Genomic DNA, 17,085 nt, shown 5'->3' with positions numbered 1-17,085 from the left:
TCTACACTCCTGTTCGATTGATCAATGTGTCTAACATTTCAGAAACGACCGATAATATGCGGGCATTGGCCTGAAATCCTTGTTGGAAACGAATCACATCTGACATTTCTTCATTTAATGAAACACCGGACACTGATTGATTTTTGTATTCTAGTTGATTCAGCAGCGACAATTGGGCACTGACCGTATTGTCGGCTTGCTGTTTTGAGATCCCGTTTTTGGTGACGATGCTGTTAAAATAACTGCTGACACTCATGCCGGATGCTGCATTAGCAAACGTCAATGTCTCAGAATCAAAAGAAGCGATCGTCTTTTCTGACAACGGGAAATCCAATTTGGCACTGCTGAGTTTCGCCATTGCAGCAGCTCTTGAACCATCTCCTGCTGCATTGCTCGTTCCGCCGGTCACCAGACTTGGGTTATCTAACAGTGCTTGGCTGACCCGAATCGTCGTCGCTGTGCCGGTATCATCTTGGCCGATCTCAAATAGTCCGCTTGTACGAGAAGCGCCGCCGGTAAAGACCATGTTCATGGCTTGCGCGATCGTCGTCGTAAAGTTGTTCAATTCCGTCAAGCGGCTGCCGATTTCACTAGATGATGCTTGCAGGCCACCGATCGCCCCTTCTTTGATCGGCAATTCTGTATAGGCGGTGTCGCCATTGTCGGTGGTTTTCGTCAACAAGACGGTTCCAGCTGGATAAGACCCTGTGATGGTTTCGGCAGGATTCAAGGCGTTGCCGTCTTTGGAAACCAAGGCGCCTGTCTCGCTTTGTCCCACCACCACACTAAGGGTATTGCGTTCCTCCGCACTTAAGATCGTCTGTCCGCTCATGGATACAAACCCACGGCCATACTGATCGGTCTTGGTTTCGATCCCTGCTAGACCCGAGAGATCTTTCAACAGACTGTCTCGACGATCTAAAAGATCATTGGGTGTCTCACCACTCGTCGTCAACCCATAGATCTGTTCATTCAAGGATTGCAGCTGCTTGACCTTCTCATTGAAGTCCAGCGCGGATTTTTCGATGGTATCCAGCGTGTCGCTTTGCAGCTGCGTCATTTGTTTGCCCATTTGGTTGATGGTATCGGCAAATGTACTGCTGTTTTCCAGCACAAGGGTCTTAGACGTATCCAGTTCAGGATTGTTGGCTAATGCGGTCCAAGAATCAAACATCGTTGCCAGCTGTTTGGACAGTCCGTTGTCAGAAGGCTCATTCATTAAACTTTCCAGCTGTCCTAATATGTCTGCTTTTTGTTCATAATATGTATAGGTAGAATTGGCATTGCGTACTTGTCCAATGACAAAATCATCGACGATCCGTTCGACACTGCCGACTTTCACACCCATACCGATGCTGCCGACACCCGCTAGATGGTAAGACGCTTCGGCTTGCAAGTTGACTCGTTGTCTTGAGTAGCCGTCTGTATTGGTATTTGCAATGTTATGGCTGCTGGTTTGCAACGCTGCTTGATTGGCGGTCATGCCCCGGGTTGCGGTGCCTAATGAACCAAATAGTCCTGTCATAGAAGTACTCCTTACATTTTTTGATCGATGATCGCTGTTGAGGCAGCTTGTTTTTTTTGGTATTTCGAATACGTATTTGCCGGTGTCTTGATATTTTCTTTGACTGCATCCATCAAAACGGTTTGGAAACTAATGGCTTGTTCCGTCAGCAGGAGATTCTCGGCTTGCTGCACTTGGATCTGGCGGATGAGTTCTTTGATCGCCCCTGAAAGAGTTCCTTCATACGTGGAAAAAACGGGTACGAAGGCGGTTTTTTTCTCGACGAGTTCTGGTAATTTTTCTGCTTGATTTTTGATCAAGCAGGTCTTTTCTTTTTGCAGCAACCGCAAGAACTGCTGTAGCTGACGCTCAAATTCCCGTTCTGTCATCTAGTCGACCTGCTTTTCATCTTGTTGCAGCATTTTATCGGCGATCGTTTCGGCAGATACTTGGTAGGTGCCTTCTTTGATCGCTCGTTTCAATTCTGCCACTCGTTCACTGCGACTGGCTGTTTGATTGGCACTCTTTTGAATGGCTTGAGCTGTTTCGGACAATTGAACATCGACGGTTTTTTCTGTCTGAGCAGCAGTTGGCTTTTCTTGTTTGACCGCTTCACGTTTGATGGCCTTGTCGCTGTATTCTGCGTAACCTCTTTCGATTTTCATAGGTTCTCCTCCGTTCTCATTCTTCTACCCTCTACTATCGGTCAAATCACAAAAAAGTTAAACCCATATGTTTAACTTTTTGCGATTTCTTCAAATTAATGCAAATTGTGGATGCGTTGTTTTTGCGAAAGAATGTTGGTGATCCGCACACCAAAGTTTTCATTGATGACCACGACTTCCCCAGTGGCGATCAGTTTGCCGTTCAACAAAATCTCTAGCGGTTCATCCGTCAGTTTTTCCAGCTCGATGACGGACCCCGTATTGAAAGATAAAATGTCCTTAATAGTTTTTTTGCTGCGGCCTAACACGACACTTAGATCCAATGGCACATCAAGAATCAAGTCCAAATTATCCCCATCGCTCACACCGCTGGAGGCTAATGTTTGAAACGCAGGTTTGCTGACTTCCACGGGCTTTGATGCAGCCGCTGGTTCTGGCGTAGGCGCAGCAACGGGTGCCGTTGGCTGCGGTGTTGGTGTTTCTCGAGTAACGACAGTCGCTTCATCGGACAGCATCGCACTGGCGATATCGTTAACCACCGGATCCGTAAAGATCTGCATGATTTTGCTTTCGATCAGACCTTCGACGCGCAAAGAAAATGAGATACAATAAATCTCTTCCTCTGCCTCGATCCCGCTATACTCAATGTTTTCTGGTGTCTCCCATAGTTTGACGATCGGCGGTAAGATGTCCACTTTACGGCTGATCATCGTCGCCATCGAAGTCGAGGCAGTCCCAATCATTTGGTTCATGGCTTCTGCCACAGCACTTAGCTCTAATTCCGTGAATTGGGTGTTGCTGGTTTCACCGGTTCCCCCCATCATCAAATCAGCGATCACGATGGCATCTTTGACTTCTAACAGCATCAAATTACTGCCTAAAAGGCCTTCTTTAAATTCAACTGTCGTTGCTACTTTTGGTGCAACGAGGTCGTTTAAGATCTCACCAAATTTGATTTTAGACACCCGGGGAGTCGTGATGCTGACCCGACGATCAAGAATGGAAGACAACGTCGTCGCCGCTTGCGACATGGAGATATTGCCAACTTCGCCGATAATGTCGACTTTGACTTGCTCTTCTAATCCTTGCGGCTGGGTTGGGGCACTTTGATTCAACAATGCATCGATTTCTGCTTGGGATAAACGTTCACTCATAGTTCTTGCTCCTCTTCTAACTTGTCTAATAATTCAATGGCTAAATGGTCCTCTTGCTTCCCAGGTTTTGCTCGGAAGTAAGGTTTTCCATCGATGAAGGTCTCTAATGGTTCAGTAATTTTTTTGTCTAGTTTGATGACATCGCCTTCTTCTAAGTGGAGAAACTCAGAAAGACTCATTTGAGCATGGCCCAACAGAACTTCTAGATTCAATCCGACCCCATTCAAACTTTTTTGCAACTCGCGGCTATCGTCTTGGTTGACTGGCTGATTGCTATCAAACCAATTGCGGAAACTTAATTTATCAATGATCCCTTCAAAGAAGACATACGGGATACATAGATTGATGAAATGTTTCACTTCAAAAATTTTGATAGTAAAGGTCACTAATACGACGGGTTCGTTGGGCGACATGTTTTGCATCAATTGCGGATTCGTATCGATTCCATCCAAAACCGAATCCAAGGCAACGATGTCCTTCCAAACATTTTGGTAGACCCGTACAAATTGTGCTACTACTTCTTCCAAGATCGCTGTTTCAATATCAGTAAAACTTTTTTTCTCGCTAAAATCCATTTCGATCGGCTTGTTTTGATAAACATCCAAGCCGCCGCACAACAACTCCACCAACATCATACACAGTTGTGGGTTCATCTCGATCATTTGGATCCCGCTCAAAGGCTGCGAATGAAAGAGCCCCAACAAAGTAAATTTTGGTATCGAATGGATAAATTCGTCATAACTGACTTGTTCGATAGCTGCCAACTGCAAAGAAACATTGGTCCGCAGTTGGGTAGAAAGCATGCTGCTGCTCATCTTCGAGAAATCCTCGAAGATCATGTGCAGGGTATTGACGTATTCTTTCGACAGCTTTGTTGGTCGGCGAAAATCGTAGGCTTTCACTTTGGCTTGTTTGTCTTCTATCTCAATAATTTCTTGATCGATCTCTCCGCTGCTCATCGCATTCAACAATAAATCAATCTCTTGCTGCGTCAATACCTGATCCACACTAATCCCCCATTTTTTTAAAAAATCATGTGATCGATTTGAATCACACTGGCTACTTTTTCACCGATCGTCACGACCCCAACGGCATGTTCTGTCTCTTGATTGCTTAGTTGGATATCGTCTTCGGTGATATCAAGAACTTCAATTACTTCTTCTACAAGGACCCCTTTGGTCTCCTCTTGCTTCTTCATGATCAATATGTTTTTTTCGTAGGCTGGTTCCATGATGGGAATCAATTTTGCCAAACGAATCACCGTTACGACAGACCCCCGCAGATTGATCAACCCTTCCACCCACTCTGGTGCTAAGGGCACCTTCGTAAAGGAAGGGGCATCAATGACCTCGTCCACCGAGTCCGCCGAGATCAAATAGTCCTGCTGAGCCATTTTGAAAAGAATCATCTGCATGTCGCTATCCTCCTAGGCATTAGGCAAAGGCTTTGTCGATGGCAGTGATTACGCGGTCCGTGTCAAAGGGCTTCACGATAAAGTCCACCGCACCGGCGCGAATCGCATCCATCACCATTCCTTGTTGTCCCATGGCACTGCACATTACGACTTTGGCCTGCGCATCAAACGTGCGGATCATTTTTAATGCCTCTAAGCCGTCCACTTCTGGCATCGTGATATCCATAGTCACTAAGTCTGGTGTCGTTGCTTGGTATTTTTCAAAAGCCTCTTGGCCATTTTGGGCTTCCCCCACGACTTCATAGCCGTTTTTTTCTAAAATATCCTTTAATTTCATGCGCATAAATACCGCATCATCCACGATCAATACTTTTTTTGACATTGTATTTGCCCCTTTCAAATTCCTAATGAATCAAATATGTTTTCTAGTACACCGATTTCTGGAATCAAAAATAACGATGCCTCTAATGTTTCTTTGGCGTAGACGAACTCATTACGAATCACCATCACCTGCTCATCGTACTGGGCCATCGCCAGATAGATGGAGCTGATCGCTGCGCCAAAGAAATCATAGCTGGCGCTTGGTAAAGACGCACTCAGCTGAGTTTCCAATAGTTGGCCGATCGCGATCAAAAAAGAATTGGTAAGAATGTTAGTCAACTCGTTGATGACCGATTGCTCCAATTCTTCAGACGGATCGATTTCTTGGATCATCAACTGACGCAATTTTGCGGCGGATTCATCCGTTAAGACAAACAAGAAGATCCCTCGAAACGCCCCTTCGATCTGGCTCATCACCACATGAACTTCTTTGTCTTCCGCCATGATCTGCTGATACAGGTCCTCATACGCTAGAATCTCGACTTCCGGTACCCGCATATCGATCGGTTGTTGGACGAGCTTTGCTAAACTAGTCGCAGCGTGACCACCGCCGATATTGATCAGTTCTTTTAGGCCATCGATTTGCAGCGCTGTATAACTCATAGGCGGTCATCCTTTTTTTCCTGACAGATGGCATGAATGTCTAGGATCAATGCGATCGAGCCGTTGCCCATAATCGTTGCCCCTTGATAGCGATTCAGCTTTTGCAGCAGCGGATCGATTTTCTTGATGACGATTTCTTGCTGGCCGATCAGCTCATCTGCCAAAATGCCGTGAAATTGCTGGTCATTGTTGACGATGATGGCGAATTTTTTCTCAGATGGATCGCCTTCGATCGCTAAGAGTTGATCGGTCCGAACCAAGGGAATCAACTCCTCTTGAAAACGATAGACCTCATCCGAGACCGTCTGGATGATCTCTTCTTCTTTGACCATCACCACGCGTTCGACGAGATTTAGTGGAATCGCAAAGGTTTCTGCTCCGACGCGAACCATCAACGCTTGAATGATCGACAGAGTCAATGGCAATTTGATCACAAACTGCGTGCCTTTATTTGGCTGGCTCTTCATTTCGATCGTGCCCCCTAGTTGGGTGATCTTCGATTGCACGGCATCCATCCCGACACCGCGCCCAGAAATGTTAGTCACTTCTTGCGCCGTTGAAAAACCAGGATGGAAAATCAGCTGCTGCAACGCTTCATCGGAAAGACCTTCCGTTGCTAAGCCTTTCTTTTCAGCACTTGCTTTGATTACTTGCGGATCAAGGCCTTTGCCATCATCCTCTAAAGTAATGATCACGCGATTGCCTTCTTGGTAGGCCGCCAAGCGAATCGTGCCCTTGCGCGGTTTGCCCAGTTTTTCCCGAACATCGGGTGCTTCGATGCCGTGATCGACAGAATTACGCAATAGATGGACCAGAGGTTCACTCAACTCAGAAACCACTGTTTTATCCAATTCCGTTTCTTCCCCAAAAATGACAAGTTCCATTTCCTTTTGCAGTTCATTGGATAAGTCCCGAACCATTCGCGGAAAGCGACTAAAGACGACATTGACTTGCTGCATGCGGATCCGTAAGACCAAATCTTGCAGCTCAGAGGTCAATCGTGAAACTTGCTCTAAGGGGTCTTTGACTGCTTCGATGTTTTCCCGCTCACTGACATCTTCTAATTGATTGCGATAGACCACCAATTCGGACACGAGATCCAAGAATGAATCTAAGCGATTCAAGTCGACTCGGATCGATTGATTTTGGGCGGACGCATGATGCGCGGGCGCCGGCGATTTTTCTTTCGTTTCTGTTGTCGCTTGCTGAAGAGCAGAAGTCTCTGACTCTGGGGTCGGCACTGGTTGAAGCAGCTCTTCTGCCTCCTCCAACACAGCAGCTGAAGGATCAAACGGTGCCACCACGAAGGCTTCGATCTCACTATTGCTGGCGATGTTTTGCTCGACATCAGCCAGTGTTTGCTGCGTCAAATACAGCAGTGAAAAATCTGATTCAAAGGTGCCTTCTTCGAGTGTTTGGGCATCTGGTTCTGTATAGAGAACATCCCCTGCTTGGCCAAGCTTTTCCATGATCAAGAAGGCACGAGCACCTTTTAACATGGATTGGGCATCTAAGCGAACAGCAATTTGGACCGCTTGATAGCCATCTCCAGCCGCTTGCTCGATCACATACAGATCAGAAGGATCGATCTGTTGAAGCTGTGGGGTTAACGCGCCCACTGCGGTGGGTTTTTGGTTTGCTTCTGTCTCGGTTGATATACCGCCAGAATGTTCCGTTTGGTCAAGTTCGGCCAATAAATCGGCAATTTGAGCTGGCTGCAGGTCGCGTTCTTCCCGCAAGTCCTCCACAAGTTCTGACAGGCGATCCAGACATTTGAAAATCAATGAGATCGATTGCTGGGTCACTTGCAAGGTCCCTGTTTTAAATAACTCAAAAATATTTTCCATTTTATGGGTCAGCTGCGTCATGACGTCATAGCCCATCGTTGCCGCCATCCCTTTAAGGGTATGGGCAGAACGGAAAATATCATTCAGCAAGGCGCTATCTTTTGGATCGTTTTCCAATTGCAAGACATGATCATTCAACTGTGCTAAATGATCGTCTGTTTCTTCAAAGAAAAGGGTACGATAGACACTATTGTCATCCAAATGGGTCCCTCCTTTACAAAATTATACTTTTTGATAGATAAACGAATCGATTTTCTTGAGACCGAATTGTTCCGCAAAATTGATCGTTTCTGTCGCTCCCGTAAACAAAATGCCCCCTGGAACCAATGCATCGCTGAATTTTTGATAGACGGCATCCCGAGCATCACTTTTGAAATAAATCGTCACATTGCGGCAAACGATCACATCAAAAGGCCCATTGTACGGGTCTTTCAAAAGATCGTGTTGCTTAAAATGAACTCGCCGTTTGATTTCTGGTTTGATTTGAAACTGGTTCTTTTCTTTTGCATCAAAAAAACGGGTACGTTCTGCCGCTGAGACATTCCGCAATTCGTGGTCTCGATAGAGTCCTTGCTTGGCTTTTGCCAAAATTTGCGTATCGATATCAGTGGCCAAGACATTGGCTGCGGCAATTTGGTTTTTTTCTAGCAGCATGGCGATCGTATAGGGTTCTGCCCCAATCGAACATGCGGCACTCCAAATTTTTGGCAGCGTAGTTTTCGGGAGAACAATGGTTTTCAAGACGCGTTCAAAGGCGTCAAACAGTTCTTTGTTGCGATAAAATTCCGTTACGTTAATGGTGATATGGGCTAAAAAAGCCGCCCGCACCCCTTCATCTCCTTCAATCAACTGCTGGTATTCCCTCAACGTTTTTGCCCCGCTGTTTTCCATGATCGTAAGGATGCGGCGCTGCATTTGATTTTCTTTGTATGCGGCTAATGGAATCCCTAATCGGCGATCCACCCACGCATTAAATAAGGCAAATTCTTCTTCCATCTTCTTCACCTGACCATCTGTGCAATTTTTGCTTCAATGCCCTGCAACGGCAGGACTTCATCCACGACTCCTTGTTCAATGGCATACCGCGGCATCCCAAAGACTGTACACGTTTCTTTGTCTTGAACGATCGTATAGCCCCCAGCCGCTTGAATCTGTCGTAAGCCAGCGGTGCCGTCTTTTCCCATCCCCGTCAAAACGATTGCCGCTAGTTGCGGGCCATAGTAGTCAGCTGCTGAGGAAAAAAGATAATCGACGGTTGGCCGCGTCCCATGTCGTTTTTCTCGCTGGTCCAGTTGCAAGTGCCCTTGTTTGACCGTCATGTGGTAATCCCCTGGACAAAGATACACTTGATTTTCGATCCGCATGCCATCGACTGCTTCTTGTACTCGGACGGTTGTCTCTGTGTCTAAGCGCTTTGCAAAGGAAGCCGTAAATCCCGCAGGCATATGCTGAACAATCAAAATGGGACAACGCAAACGCGCAGGCAAACGGCGGATTATCCCCAGCAAGGCACGCGGTCCGCCTGTTGAAGCACCAATGACTAGCGCATCAAGTGATACCGGCAAGCTGTTTTGCGTCAGCTTAGTGGGCTGGGCAATCGTTGGCATCAAGGTTTGAACCGTGCCGGCTTCATGATCCATCGCCAAAATCTTTTGATGAAATTCAGCGATCCATTCTTTTTCGATCATCGATAGACTGACCGGTTTTTCGACAAAATCTCGGGCGCCTAGCGCCAATGCCTCAATCGTGGTTTCTTGATTGGTTAATGAACTAAGCATGATGACGGGAATGGCTGATTGCTGTTTCATCCTCCGCAAGGTCTCTAATCCGTTCATCACTGGCATCTCCACATCCATTACTACCAAATCGATCGCTTCTTTGGTCAGATAGTCCAATGCTTGTTTGCCATTGCGGGCAGCGACGGTCACCTCGATATCAGGCAGCTGATTCAATAAATCTGTCACTACTTTCCGCATGAATGCCGAATCATCGACGATCATTACTTTTTTCATGTCCCTGTACTCCTTTTACAAATAAACGATTTCTTGTTTGACTTGCCGAACCATGGTCTTGAAATCCTGAAGATCTACGATCATCGTTCGACCAGCGCTGCCGCCAACATGTTTGGCTACGATCGGAATGTTTAACCGAGCCAAGACTTCCTCGACGGCTTCAATATTGCGCTGGCCAATATTGCTGGCAGCGTTAAGCGTCTGGAACTGAAACATATTGGCGCCGCCAACGATTTTCGCTTGAAAGCGAGGCCGACGGATCTTTTGTTCCAGCTCAGCCACCATCGCTGGCAATGCCAAATCCGCAAACTTCTCGGGCTTGATTTCCCGCTTGTGCAAAAAAGGCTGACTATCTGGCAGCATAATATGACTCAAGCCGCCGATATGACTGGCTTCATCGTAAATGATCGTGCCGATGCAAGAACCTAAACCCACCGTGATCAAACGCGTTGGCGCTTGGGCGATCTTATACTCCGAGATCCCCACATGCAGTTCCTCATTCACGGTCATCATTGTCATGGTCATTGGCGGCTGCCAATTCCTCTGTCTGATAGGCGTCTAACTCCGCCGTCATCTCAGCGGCTTGTTCATAGCTGAAGAGAAACGGCAGCTCCAATGCCAGCACAAGTTCATCGTCTTTTTCCAAAAAGGCTTCGATATAGTTTTGCTTGAGTCCTGATGTATTTAGTTCCGCATTGCTAGGACTTTCAACTAGCGGTAAAATGCCGACGATCTCTTCCACGTAAAGGCCGATCGCTTGCTCTTGCCAGTGACACAACAAGACCACATTTTGCCCAGTTTCCGGCGTAAATTCATCAAACAGCTTTTTGCGGATGTCAATGATCGGAACCATTGCCTCTTCAAAAGGCTGGATCCCCAACACGAAATCCGCCACTTCCGGCAGCTGTGTAAAAGAAGCAGCCTCAATGACCCGTACCACATAGTCGATACGCAAGGCAAAGAGTTGTTGATGACTTTTAAATACAACGTATTGTTCCATTGGCGTCACTGCTCCTTTTTAGAATTTGAAACTATCCACTTGGAATTTAAGGATAGTGGCGATCGTTTCGATCTCTTGCACATTCCGCTCAAAGTCTTCGATGACTAAGTAGAAGTCCTCTAAGTTTGCCGTTACTTCTTGGGTGCCGGCAGAGGTTTCCGAAACAGCAGCCGAAATGTTGCTGACGGAAACTTGAACCATGTCTTTTTTCTCAACGATCCCGGTAATATGGGCTTCCACGGCTTGAATACTTGAAACCAATTTTTCGACAATATCAGAGATCTCATTGGCTGACTCGATCGCTTTGTTGATATTGTTGGTTTGTTTTTCGCCGCTTTCAAAGGAATCCGTCACTGCAGAGACCACTTTTTCCGATTTTTTGCGGATCGTTTCAATGATCGAACGAATGCTTTTCGTTGATTGACTGCTTTGTTCCGCCAAGCTGCGGACTTCTTCCGCAACGATGGCAAACCCTCGGCCCGCTTCTCCAGCTCGAGCTGCTTCGATGGATGCATTCAATGCCAGTAAGTTGGTCTGATCAGAAATGTCATTGATCAACTGAACGATCTTACCGATGCTTTGGACATCTTCGTTCATGTCGTTCATGCTTTCCACTAATTCCGCTTGGTTTTGCCGTTCGATCTCCCAGCTTTCAAATACATGGAACATCATTTCTGAATTGTGGACATTGCTGCTTTGGGATTGACCGACATAGCCGTTCATCAATTCGATCTCTTTGTGGATCTCTTCGATACTTAAGGCTAGCTCGTCCATATCAAAGGAGGTTTGTTCCGCTTCGGAGGCTTGTGAACTAGTGGCATCTGCGATGGCATTCATCGTCTGACGCACATTTTCAATTGAATTTTTGGCATTTTTTGAGGTTGTCGTTAGGCCGCCTACCATTTTTTCCATTCGGCTGCTTTCTTCGTGCATGCCAACGATCACCGCTTTGAAGGTGTTTAAAACCCCTTGAAAACGATTTTGAACTTGCCCAAATAGGGAAGTTTGGTCGCTGCTGCCGATCTCATCGATATGCGACAGATCACCAGAACCAACTGCTTCTAGTTCTGTCAACAACGTATCCATGCCCGAGTGGGTCTCTTTTTTTACCAAATAGGTCATTCCTACTAACACTGCGATTTCTAGCAGCAATACGATCACTGAAAAAATAAAGAAACTTTTTGCTGCTTGTCCGTCTCCGTGGGTGCGGATCACGAAGAAATAGCATCCTAATAATACGATCAGGGTAAATCCTAGCGGAATCAACGCCGCCAAGCGGATTTTTTTGATGATAGCTTGTACCTTCTTCTTCATAACAGTATCCTTTCCTATGCAAAATGATCAGTCGTGCTGTTTATCAAGATTCGCTCTTCACTTGATAATCGTTGGGTCACTCCTTCTTTATCCGATTATGAAAACAATCTTCTAGTTCTTTAATCGGATCTTTTGCTAGAAAAGTTAAGCATCTTCACCAGACATATGTATCTTTTGGATCAGCAAAGCGCGTATAGCCGCCTTGGTATTCATCACGAATCAAACGACCGTTTTGCAGCTCGACTACTCGATTACGGACCGTATTGACCATCGTGCTGTCGTGGGTCGCCAAGAGGATCGTGGCACCGACTTGATTGATCCGCAAGAGCAGTTTCATGACTTCAACGGCTGATTTCGCATCCAGATTGGCGGTGGGCTCATCGGCGATCAAGACTGCTGGCTCTGTGACGATCGCCCGCGCGATCGCTACTTTTTTGCGCTGTCCCACGGAAAGCTCTTCAGGATAGTGATCCTTTTGAGGAAACATGCCCACCAGTTGCAGTGCTTTGGCGGTTTTTTCCTGACGCAGCTTGCGGGGAGTGCCTAGTACTTGCAGCGCATAGTCAACGTTTTTGGCAACCGTCAGATAAGGAAGCAAAAGGTCTTCTTGTCCGACGATACCGACTTGTCGTCGAATCATATAGAGATGACGGTCTTTGAGTTGTTCCAACAAGACATTGCCGACTTGGATAGAACCAGCCGAAAGCTCTTCTTCTTTCAAGAGCAATTTGAATAATGTCGATTTGCCGGCACCACTGGGACCCACCACATAGATAAATTCTCCTTGAGGGATCGCAACAGAAATATCGGCCAATGCCAACGTACCATTGCTGAATTTTTTACTGACCTTGGTTAAGCGAATCATGTTCTTTCTCCTCTAATCTGTAAAACGATTGATCACGGACCACATCTCATCAGCTGTCTGCATGGCTTTCGTATTCAATCCATACGCACGCTGGGTCGTTAACAAGTCTGTCATGGACGTCGCTAGATCCACCGTCGACTGTTCTAACTGTCCTTGCAACACGCTGCCAAAGGCTGCCGGATTGGTTTGCGAAGTAAGCAACGCTTGATCACCGGCACTGTACAGTTGGTTGCCCACTGACGTGATGTTTTCTGTATTCGTCGGCTGATAAAGGGTCAGCTGTCCCAACACGCGAGTCTGACCATTTTCTTCCGTCGTCAACTGACCGCTGGCATCTATTGCGATTTGCTGCGCATCTGGCCACTGCGCGGTCGGTACGTTTGTGGTCATTGCCACAGGGTATCCTTCACTATTGACTAATTGCTTGTTCTCACTTAAATGAAAATTGCCTGCTCGACTTAGCAGCAATTGACCGGTTTGGTCCCGAACCCCGAAAAAGCCATTGCCTTGGATCGCGAGATCTAATGGCTGAGCAGTGCCCGCCAGATTGCCTTGGGCAAAACTGGTGGTCGTGGTTGCCTTCGCCCCCATTGACGCACCATATTGGGCGGCGTTGCCATTAAACAGCGTTTCTTCTGCACCGATGGCATTTTCCATCAATGCTTGAAAGTGCGTCGTTTGTGCTTGGTAGCCATTGGTATTGACGTTGGCAATATTGTTGGCTGTCGTGTCTAAGTTTGTCTGCAAATGATTCATCCCAGAACGGCTGATTCCTAATAATCCACTGATATTCATTGACTCATCCTCAAATCTTTCCTAATTCGTTGACCGCTTTTTGCAATGTCTGATTCGTTGAACTCAAGACTTTCTGATTGGCTTCAAATTCCCGAGAAGTCTGGATCATCGCCACCATTTCATCGGCAACCGCTACATTGGCTTGTTCTAAGGCACCTTGTTGGATCACTGGTGCATTCACAGTGGTTCCTGCTGCGTTGCTAGTCACGTAGTTTTGACCATCTGTAGTCAATGCTTCTTGGGGGAATGTTTGGATCTGAAAGTTCGCTGGTCCTAAGGCGCTGACTGCTTGTCCATTGGCACCCAAGACAAGATAGCCTTCTTGTGTCACGTATTGATTCTGCTGATTGACAGTAAAGTCGCCATTTCTCGTATACAACCGCTGACCCGCATTGTTTTGAACGACAAAGTAGCCTTCGGAAAGCAGTGCAAAATCACTGGCTTGTCCCGTCTGTTTGACAGCACCTTGGTCTTGACTGATCGTACTGCCTGCTAATTGCGTCCCTAAAGACAATCCACCGATGTCACGGCGGGTATCCGCATTGGGCCCGCTTTGGTAATTATGCAATGCCACTTCGTCTAGCGTCGACTGGAATAAGGTTTTTGCTTGATACCCTGTTGTATTGACATTGGCAATATTGCCGCTCGTCGTCTCTTGTCGCTTTTGTAATAATGAAATGTTCCGTGATAAGACATCCAGTCCTCGAATCATGCCAGTTCCTCCTCAATCAATGTGCTCAATTTGGCAATCGTTTTGCCATGAATTTGTGAAACTCGCGGAATCGAGACTTCTAAGATTTCAGCGATTTCTTTTAACGTCAGTTCTTCGGTATAGTACAAACTTAAAATCAATTGTTCCCGTTCCCCTAATTTTTTGATGCACGCAACCAAAGCGGTGCGTTTTTCTTCGGCGACCAAGGTATCTTCGACATTTTCGGCTGGATCCCGAACCATATCTTTTAAGGTCATGCCTTCTTCTTGGTAAGCAAACAAGGTATCTTCCAAAGAGACGCTGGCTAAGTAGTGCAGACTCTCATAAATATCCGCTAATTGACTTTGGTTGATTCCCAGCTGTTTGCAGATCTCGGTGTCGGTCGCTTCTCTTTTGAGGCTTTGCTCCAACTCTTGCCGTGCTTGATAAAACTGATTGACTGCCGCCATTTTGTATCGGGAGATTTTGGCGTGCTTGCGTACTTCATCAATAATTGCCCCTTTGATACGAATCGCTGCATAGCTTTCAAAAGGAACTTTTTTTGAGGGATCGAATTTCCGCAAGGCATCCATCAGCCCAATCACCCCAATATTGTAGAGATCGCCTGATTCATAATCGGCGGTTTTGATAGACAGGCGCTGAACCACCCGTTCCACTAGCGGCAGATACTTGATGATCTCCGCTTCTCGATCGACTTCATACATCGGCGATGCCCCTTCCTAAGAAAATTCTGCTTAAATGTCAATACTGCCCACCGTTTCGATCGCAATTTCATTGGGAATCTCATTCAGAGAAAGAACGGCGATATCTGGAAAATTAAAAACGATCATTTTTTTGAATGCTAACCGGATCTTAGGCGATGCCAGAATCACGAAATTGATATTTTGAGCGATCGCCGCATGTTGGATCCCACTGATGGAATCCAACAGCTTGGTCACGGTATCTGGTTTTAAGACCGGGTACGAGCCAGTTGCGGTTTTTTGGATACTTTGAGCGATAATTTCTTCTAGTTTCGGCTGGATCACCGCCACTTGCAGCTCGTGGTTCTCATTGGCATACTTGGCAGCGATCGTCCGTTTCAGTGCTTGGCGAACATATTCTGTCAAAACTTCTACGTCTTTCGTGACAACGCCGTAATCGGCTAAGGTTTCTAAGATCGTTGCTAAGTCATTGATGGGAATTTGTTCATCCAATAAATTTTGTAAAACTTTTTGGACCTCGCCGAGCCGCAAAATATCGGGGATCAATTCATCGATCACGACATTGTACTGCTCTTTGATGCCCTCCAATAATTTCTTGACTTCTTGGCGACCTAACAGCTCTGGTGCATGAGCATAGATGATTTCTTTTAAGTGTGTTGCGATCACGGTCAACGGCTCGATAATCGTAAACCCTTGCAGATCCGCCATCTCCTTATCGGATTCATCGATCCACATAGCATCCAGATGAAAGGCTGGTTCTTTTGTTGTGATTCCTTGAAAAGGAAATGGCTCTTCATTCGGGCTGATCACCATGACTTTGTTCGGGTAAATATCGCCGCGGCCGACTTCGTTGCCGCGGATCTTGATCACGTAATCATTGGCATCCAAGTAGAGGTTGTCGCGAATACGAACGGGACTGACTAAGATCCCTAATTCTCTAGCACTCTGTTTACGGATCGCCACGATGCGGTTCATCAAGCTGTTGTCGATCGAACTATCCACGATAGGGATCAGACCATAACCGATTTCCACTGAGATTGGTTCCACTTGGAAGGAAGCCACGGAATCGTCTTCTTCCTGTGCTTCTTTTTTGCGTTCCAGTGCCAGTTTTTGTTCCCATTGTTTTTGTTCCACTCGCTGCTTTTCTTCTTTTTGCGTCACCAGAAAGCTGGCTGCGAAAAGGCCTAAGCCAATCAACACAAAAGGCACAAAAGGAAACCCGGGAACTAAAGCTAAAACGAAGAGAATCGCCCCCACGATCCGAAACAGTTGGGGATTACGCATCACATCTGCCGCAATATCCAAACCAAAGGAACTATCGTTATCGGAACGAGTCACGATCACCCCAGAAGCAATCGAAATCAGTAAAGAGGGAATCGAGCTGACCAAGCCATCCCCGATCGCCAGTTTCCCGAATTGGGCGAAGGCTTCCATGACGGTCATTTGTCCGCCCATGGAGAAAATGATCGCCCCACCAACTAAATTGATGACAGTGATCAAGATCCCTGCGATCGCATCTCCTTTGACAAACTTGCTGGCACCATCCATCGAACCAAAGAAATCAGCTTCTCGCTGCAGATCTTTTCGTCGTTTGCGGGCATCCGCTTCTGTGATCAAACCGGCATTTAGGTCGGAATCGATCGCCATTTGCTTGCCGGGCATCGCATCCAATGTGAATCGAGCAGTCACCTCTGAGACACGCCCTGCACCATTGGTCACGACGACTAGCTGAACGACCATGATGATCACGAACAAAATGATCCCCACGATATAATTGCTGCCGGCAACGACATTGGCAAAGGCATCGATCACGTGTCCGCCATTTCCTTGGGTCAAGATCAAACGAGTGGAAGATAGGTTCAAACCTAAACGAAACATCGTTGTGATCAGCAGCAAGGTTGGAAACGTAGTGAATTCCAACACTGATTTGGTAAACAGGGTGATCAGTAAAATGTTGATCGCAATCGTCAAATTGATAATGATCAAAATATCTAATAATGCACTCGGTAATGGAATAATAATCAAACCAATAATAGCTAGGACGATCACCGAGATTAAGATATCCGCCAGACCAATGCCTTTTTTCGGTTTTGAGGCAGCCTCATTCATTTTTGTTCC

19 protein-coding genes are annotated in these 17,085 nt (G+C 46.5%); all 19 read right to left on the bottom strand.

The window, feature by feature from the left end:
- Nucleotide 1: 1 nt before the first annotated feature.
- The 19 genes from flgK to flhA all read right to left on the bottom strand — a co-directional run bounded on the left by flgK (nt 2) and on the right by flhA (nt 17,076).
- Nucleotides 2–1,525: a flagellar hook-associated protein FlgK gene (gene flgK, locus IGI86_RS00695; protein ID WP_008376579.1), complete on the bottom strand. Its 1,524-nt coding sequence runs from the start codon at nt 1,523–1,525 to the stop codon at nt 2–4.
- Nucleotides 1,526–1,536: 11 nt separating this feature from the next.
- Complete coding sequence (locus IGI86_RS00690; protein WP_207490432.1) at nt 1,537–1,893, bottom strand: hypothetical protein; 357 nt, start codon at nt 1,891–1,893, stop codon at nt 1,537–1,539.
- Nucleotides 1,894–2,169, bottom strand: coding sequence for a flagellar biosynthesis anti-sigma factor FlgM (gene flgM, locus IGI86_RS00685; protein ID WP_005232754.1), 276 nt, complete (start codon nt 2,167–2,169; stop codon nt 1,894–1,896).
- Between the two features lie 95 nt (nt 2,170–2,264).
- Nucleotides 2,265–3,323 carry a flagellar motor switch phosphatase FliY gene (fliY, locus tag IGI86_RS00680; RefSeq protein ID WP_081116145.1) on the bottom strand — a complete coding sequence of 353 codons (1,059 nt, stop codon included), beginning with the start codon at nt 3,321–3,323 and terminating at the stop codon, nt 2,265–2,267.
- A complete protein-coding gene (gene fliM, locus IGI86_RS00675; RefSeq protein ID WP_008376586.1) occupies nt 3,320–4,330 on the bottom strand; it encodes a flagellar motor switch protein FliM in 1,011 nt (336 codons plus the stop codon). Before fliM ends, fliY begins: the two co-directional genes overlap by 4 nt.
- A gap of 17 nt (nt 4,331–4,347) precedes the next feature.
- Nucleotides 4,348–4,737 carry a chemotaxis protein CheW gene (locus IGI86_RS00670; RefSeq protein WP_430617645.1) on the bottom strand — a complete coding sequence of 130 codons (390 nt, stop codon included), beginning with the start codon at nt 4,735–4,737 and terminating at the stop codon, nt 4,348–4,350.
- A gap of 19 nt (nt 4,738–4,756) precedes the next feature.
- Nucleotides 4,757–5,119, bottom strand: a complete 363-nt coding sequence (locus IGI86_RS00665) for a response regulator (RefSeq protein ID WP_003129084.1) — start codon at nt 5,117–5,119, stop codon at nt 4,757–4,759.
- Nucleotides 5,120–5,133: 14 nt separating this feature from the next.
- Nucleotides 5,134–5,721 (bottom strand): chemotaxis protein CheC, encoded by a 588-nt coding sequence (locus IGI86_RS00660; protein WP_430617644.1) that lies wholly within the window; start codon nt 5,719–5,721, stop codon nt 5,134–5,136.
- Complete coding sequence (locus tag IGI86_RS00655) at nt 5,718–7,769, bottom strand: chemotaxis protein CheA (protein ID WP_086372514.1); 2,052 nt, start codon at nt 7,767–7,769, stop codon at nt 5,718–5,720. The genes IGI86_RS00660 and IGI86_RS00655 overlap by 4 nt, the downstream gene beginning before the upstream one ends.
- A gap of 21 nt (nt 7,770–7,790) precedes the next feature.
- Entirely contained in the window at nt 7,791–8,564 is a 774-nt protein-coding gene (locus IGI86_RS00650) for a CheR family methyltransferase (RefSeq protein ID WP_034878173.1), read from the bottom strand.
- 5 nt (nt 8,565–8,569) lie between these two features.
- A complete protein-coding gene (gene cheB, locus IGI86_RS00645) occupies nt 8,570–9,580 on the bottom strand; it encodes a chemotaxis-specific protein-glutamate methyltransferase CheB (RefSeq protein WP_151195379.1) in 1,011 nt (336 codons plus the stop codon).
- Between the two features lie 15 nt (nt 9,581–9,595).
- Nucleotides 9,596–10,105, bottom strand: coding sequence for a chemotaxis protein CheD (locus IGI86_RS00640; RefSeq protein ID WP_005226629.1), 510 nt, complete (start codon nt 10,103–10,105; stop codon nt 9,596–9,598).
- Complete coding sequence (locus tag IGI86_RS00635) at nt 10,077–10,580, bottom strand: chemotaxis protein CheW (RefSeq protein ID WP_194193629.1); 504 nt, start codon at nt 10,578–10,580, stop codon at nt 10,077–10,079. The genes IGI86_RS00640 and IGI86_RS00635 overlap by 29 nt, the downstream gene beginning before the upstream one ends.
- Before the next feature lie 18 nt (nt 10,581–10,598).
- A complete protein-coding gene (locus IGI86_RS00630) occupies nt 10,599–11,894 on the bottom strand; it encodes a methyl-accepting chemotaxis protein (protein ID WP_005226627.1) in 1,296 nt (431 codons plus the stop codon).
- 154 nt (nt 11,895–12,048) lie between these two features.
- The gene (locus tag IGI86_RS00625; RefSeq protein ID WP_301387467.1) at nt 12,049–12,759 is read right to left on the bottom strand and encodes a cell division ATP-binding protein FtsE; all 711 of its coding nucleotides are present in this window, start codon (nt 12,757–12,759) and stop codon (nt 12,049–12,051) included.
- Between the two features lie 12 nt (nt 12,760–12,771).
- Nucleotides 12,772–13,554 (bottom strand): flagellar hook-basal body protein, encoded by a 783-nt coding sequence (locus tag IGI86_RS00620; RefSeq protein ID WP_008376613.1) that lies wholly within the window; start codon nt 13,552–13,554, stop codon nt 12,772–12,774.
- Between the two features lie 10 nt (nt 13,555–13,564).
- Nucleotides 13,565–14,266 (bottom strand): flagellar hook-basal body protein, encoded by a 702-nt coding sequence (locus IGI86_RS00615; protein ID WP_016611606.1) that lies wholly within the window; start codon nt 14,264–14,266, stop codon nt 13,565–13,567.
- Complete coding sequence (locus IGI86_RS00610; RefSeq protein ID WP_301387462.1) at nt 14,263–14,970, bottom strand: sigma-70 family RNA polymerase sigma factor; 708 nt, start codon at nt 14,968–14,970, stop codon at nt 14,263–14,265. The genes IGI86_RS00615 and IGI86_RS00610 overlap by 4 nt, the downstream gene beginning before the upstream one ends.
- A 30-nt stretch (nt 14,971–15,000) precedes the next feature.
- Nucleotides 15,001–17,076: a flagellar biosynthesis protein FlhA gene (flhA, locus tag IGI86_RS00605; RefSeq protein ID WP_005226622.1), complete on the bottom strand. Its 2,076-nt coding sequence runs from the start codon at nt 17,074–17,076 to the stop codon at nt 15,001–15,003.
- Nucleotides 17,077–17,085 lie beyond the last annotated feature (9 nt).

The sequence above is a fragment of the Enterococcus sp. AZ188 genome (genome assembly GCF_050544075.1).
Taxonomy (GTDB): domain Bacteria; phylum Bacillota; class Bacilli; order Lactobacillales; family Enterococcaceae; genus Enterococcus_D; species Enterococcus_D entomosocium.
The sequence above is the reverse complement of the archived record's forward strand: the minus strand, read 5'-3'. Positions and strand labels throughout refer to the sequence as shown.

Coding starts and splice junctions, on each gene's coding strand:
- IGI86_RS00615 (WP_016611606.1), bottom strand. CDS start 14,266: ATGATTCGAGGACTGGATGTCTTATCACGGAACATTTCATTATTACAA.
- IGI86_RS00690 (WP_207490432.1), bottom strand. CDS start 1,893: ATGACAGAACGGGAATTTGAGCGTCAGCTACAGCAGTTCTTGCGGTTG.
- IGI86_RS00660 (WP_430617644.1), bottom strand. CDS start 5,721: ATGAGTTATACAGCGCTGCAAATCGATGGCCTAAAAGAACTGATCAAT.
- IGI86_RS00670 (WP_430617645.1), bottom strand. CDS start 4,737: ATGCAGATGATTCTTTTCAAAATGGCTCAGCAGGACTATTTGATCTCG.
- IGI86_RS00640 (WP_005226629.1), bottom strand. CDS start 10,105: ATGACCATGACAATGATGACCGTGAATGAGGAACTGCATGTGGGGATC.
- cheB (WP_151195379.1), bottom strand. CDS start 9,580: ATGAAAAAAGTAATGATCGTCGATGATTCGGCATTCATGCGGAAAGTA.
- flgM (WP_005232754.1), bottom strand. CDS start 2,169: ATGAAAATCGAAAGAGGTTACGCAGAATACAGCGACAAGGCCATCAAA.
- IGI86_RS00620 (WP_008376613.1), bottom strand. CDS start 13,554: ATGAATATCAGTGGATTATTAGGAATCAGCCGTTCTGGGATGAATCAT.
- IGI86_RS00665 (WP_003129084.1), bottom strand. CDS start 5,119: ATGTCAAAAAAAGTATTGATCGTGGATGATGCGGTATTTATGCGCATG.
- fliY (WP_081116145.1), bottom strand. CDS start 3,323: ATGAGTGAACGTTTATCCCAAGCAGAAATCGATGCATTGTTGAATCAA.
- IGI86_RS00630 (WP_005226627.1), bottom strand. CDS start 11,894: ATGAAGAAGAAGGTACAAGCTATCATCAAAAAAATCCGCTTGGCGGCG.
- flhA (WP_005226622.1), bottom strand. CDS start 17,076: ATGAATGAGGCTGCCTCAAAACCGAAAAAAGGCATTGGTCTGGCGGAT.
- IGI86_RS00610 (WP_301387462.1), bottom strand. CDS start 14,970: ATGTATGAAGTCGATCGAGAAGCGGAGATCATCAAGTATCTGCCGCTA.
- IGI86_RS00650 (WP_034878173.1), bottom strand. CDS start 8,564: ATGGAAGAAGAATTTGCCTTATTTAATGCGTGGGTGGATCGCCGATTA.
- IGI86_RS00635 (WP_194193629.1), bottom strand. CDS start 10,580: ATGGAACAATACGTTGTATTTAAAAGTCATCAACAACTCTTTGCCTTG.
- IGI86_RS00625 (WP_301387467.1), bottom strand. CDS start 12,759: ATGATTCGCTTAACCAAGGTCAGTAAAAAATTCAGCAATGGTACGTTG.
- flgK (WP_008376579.1), bottom strand. CDS start 1,525: ATGACAGGACTATTTGGTTCATTAGGCACCGCAACCCGGGGCATGACC.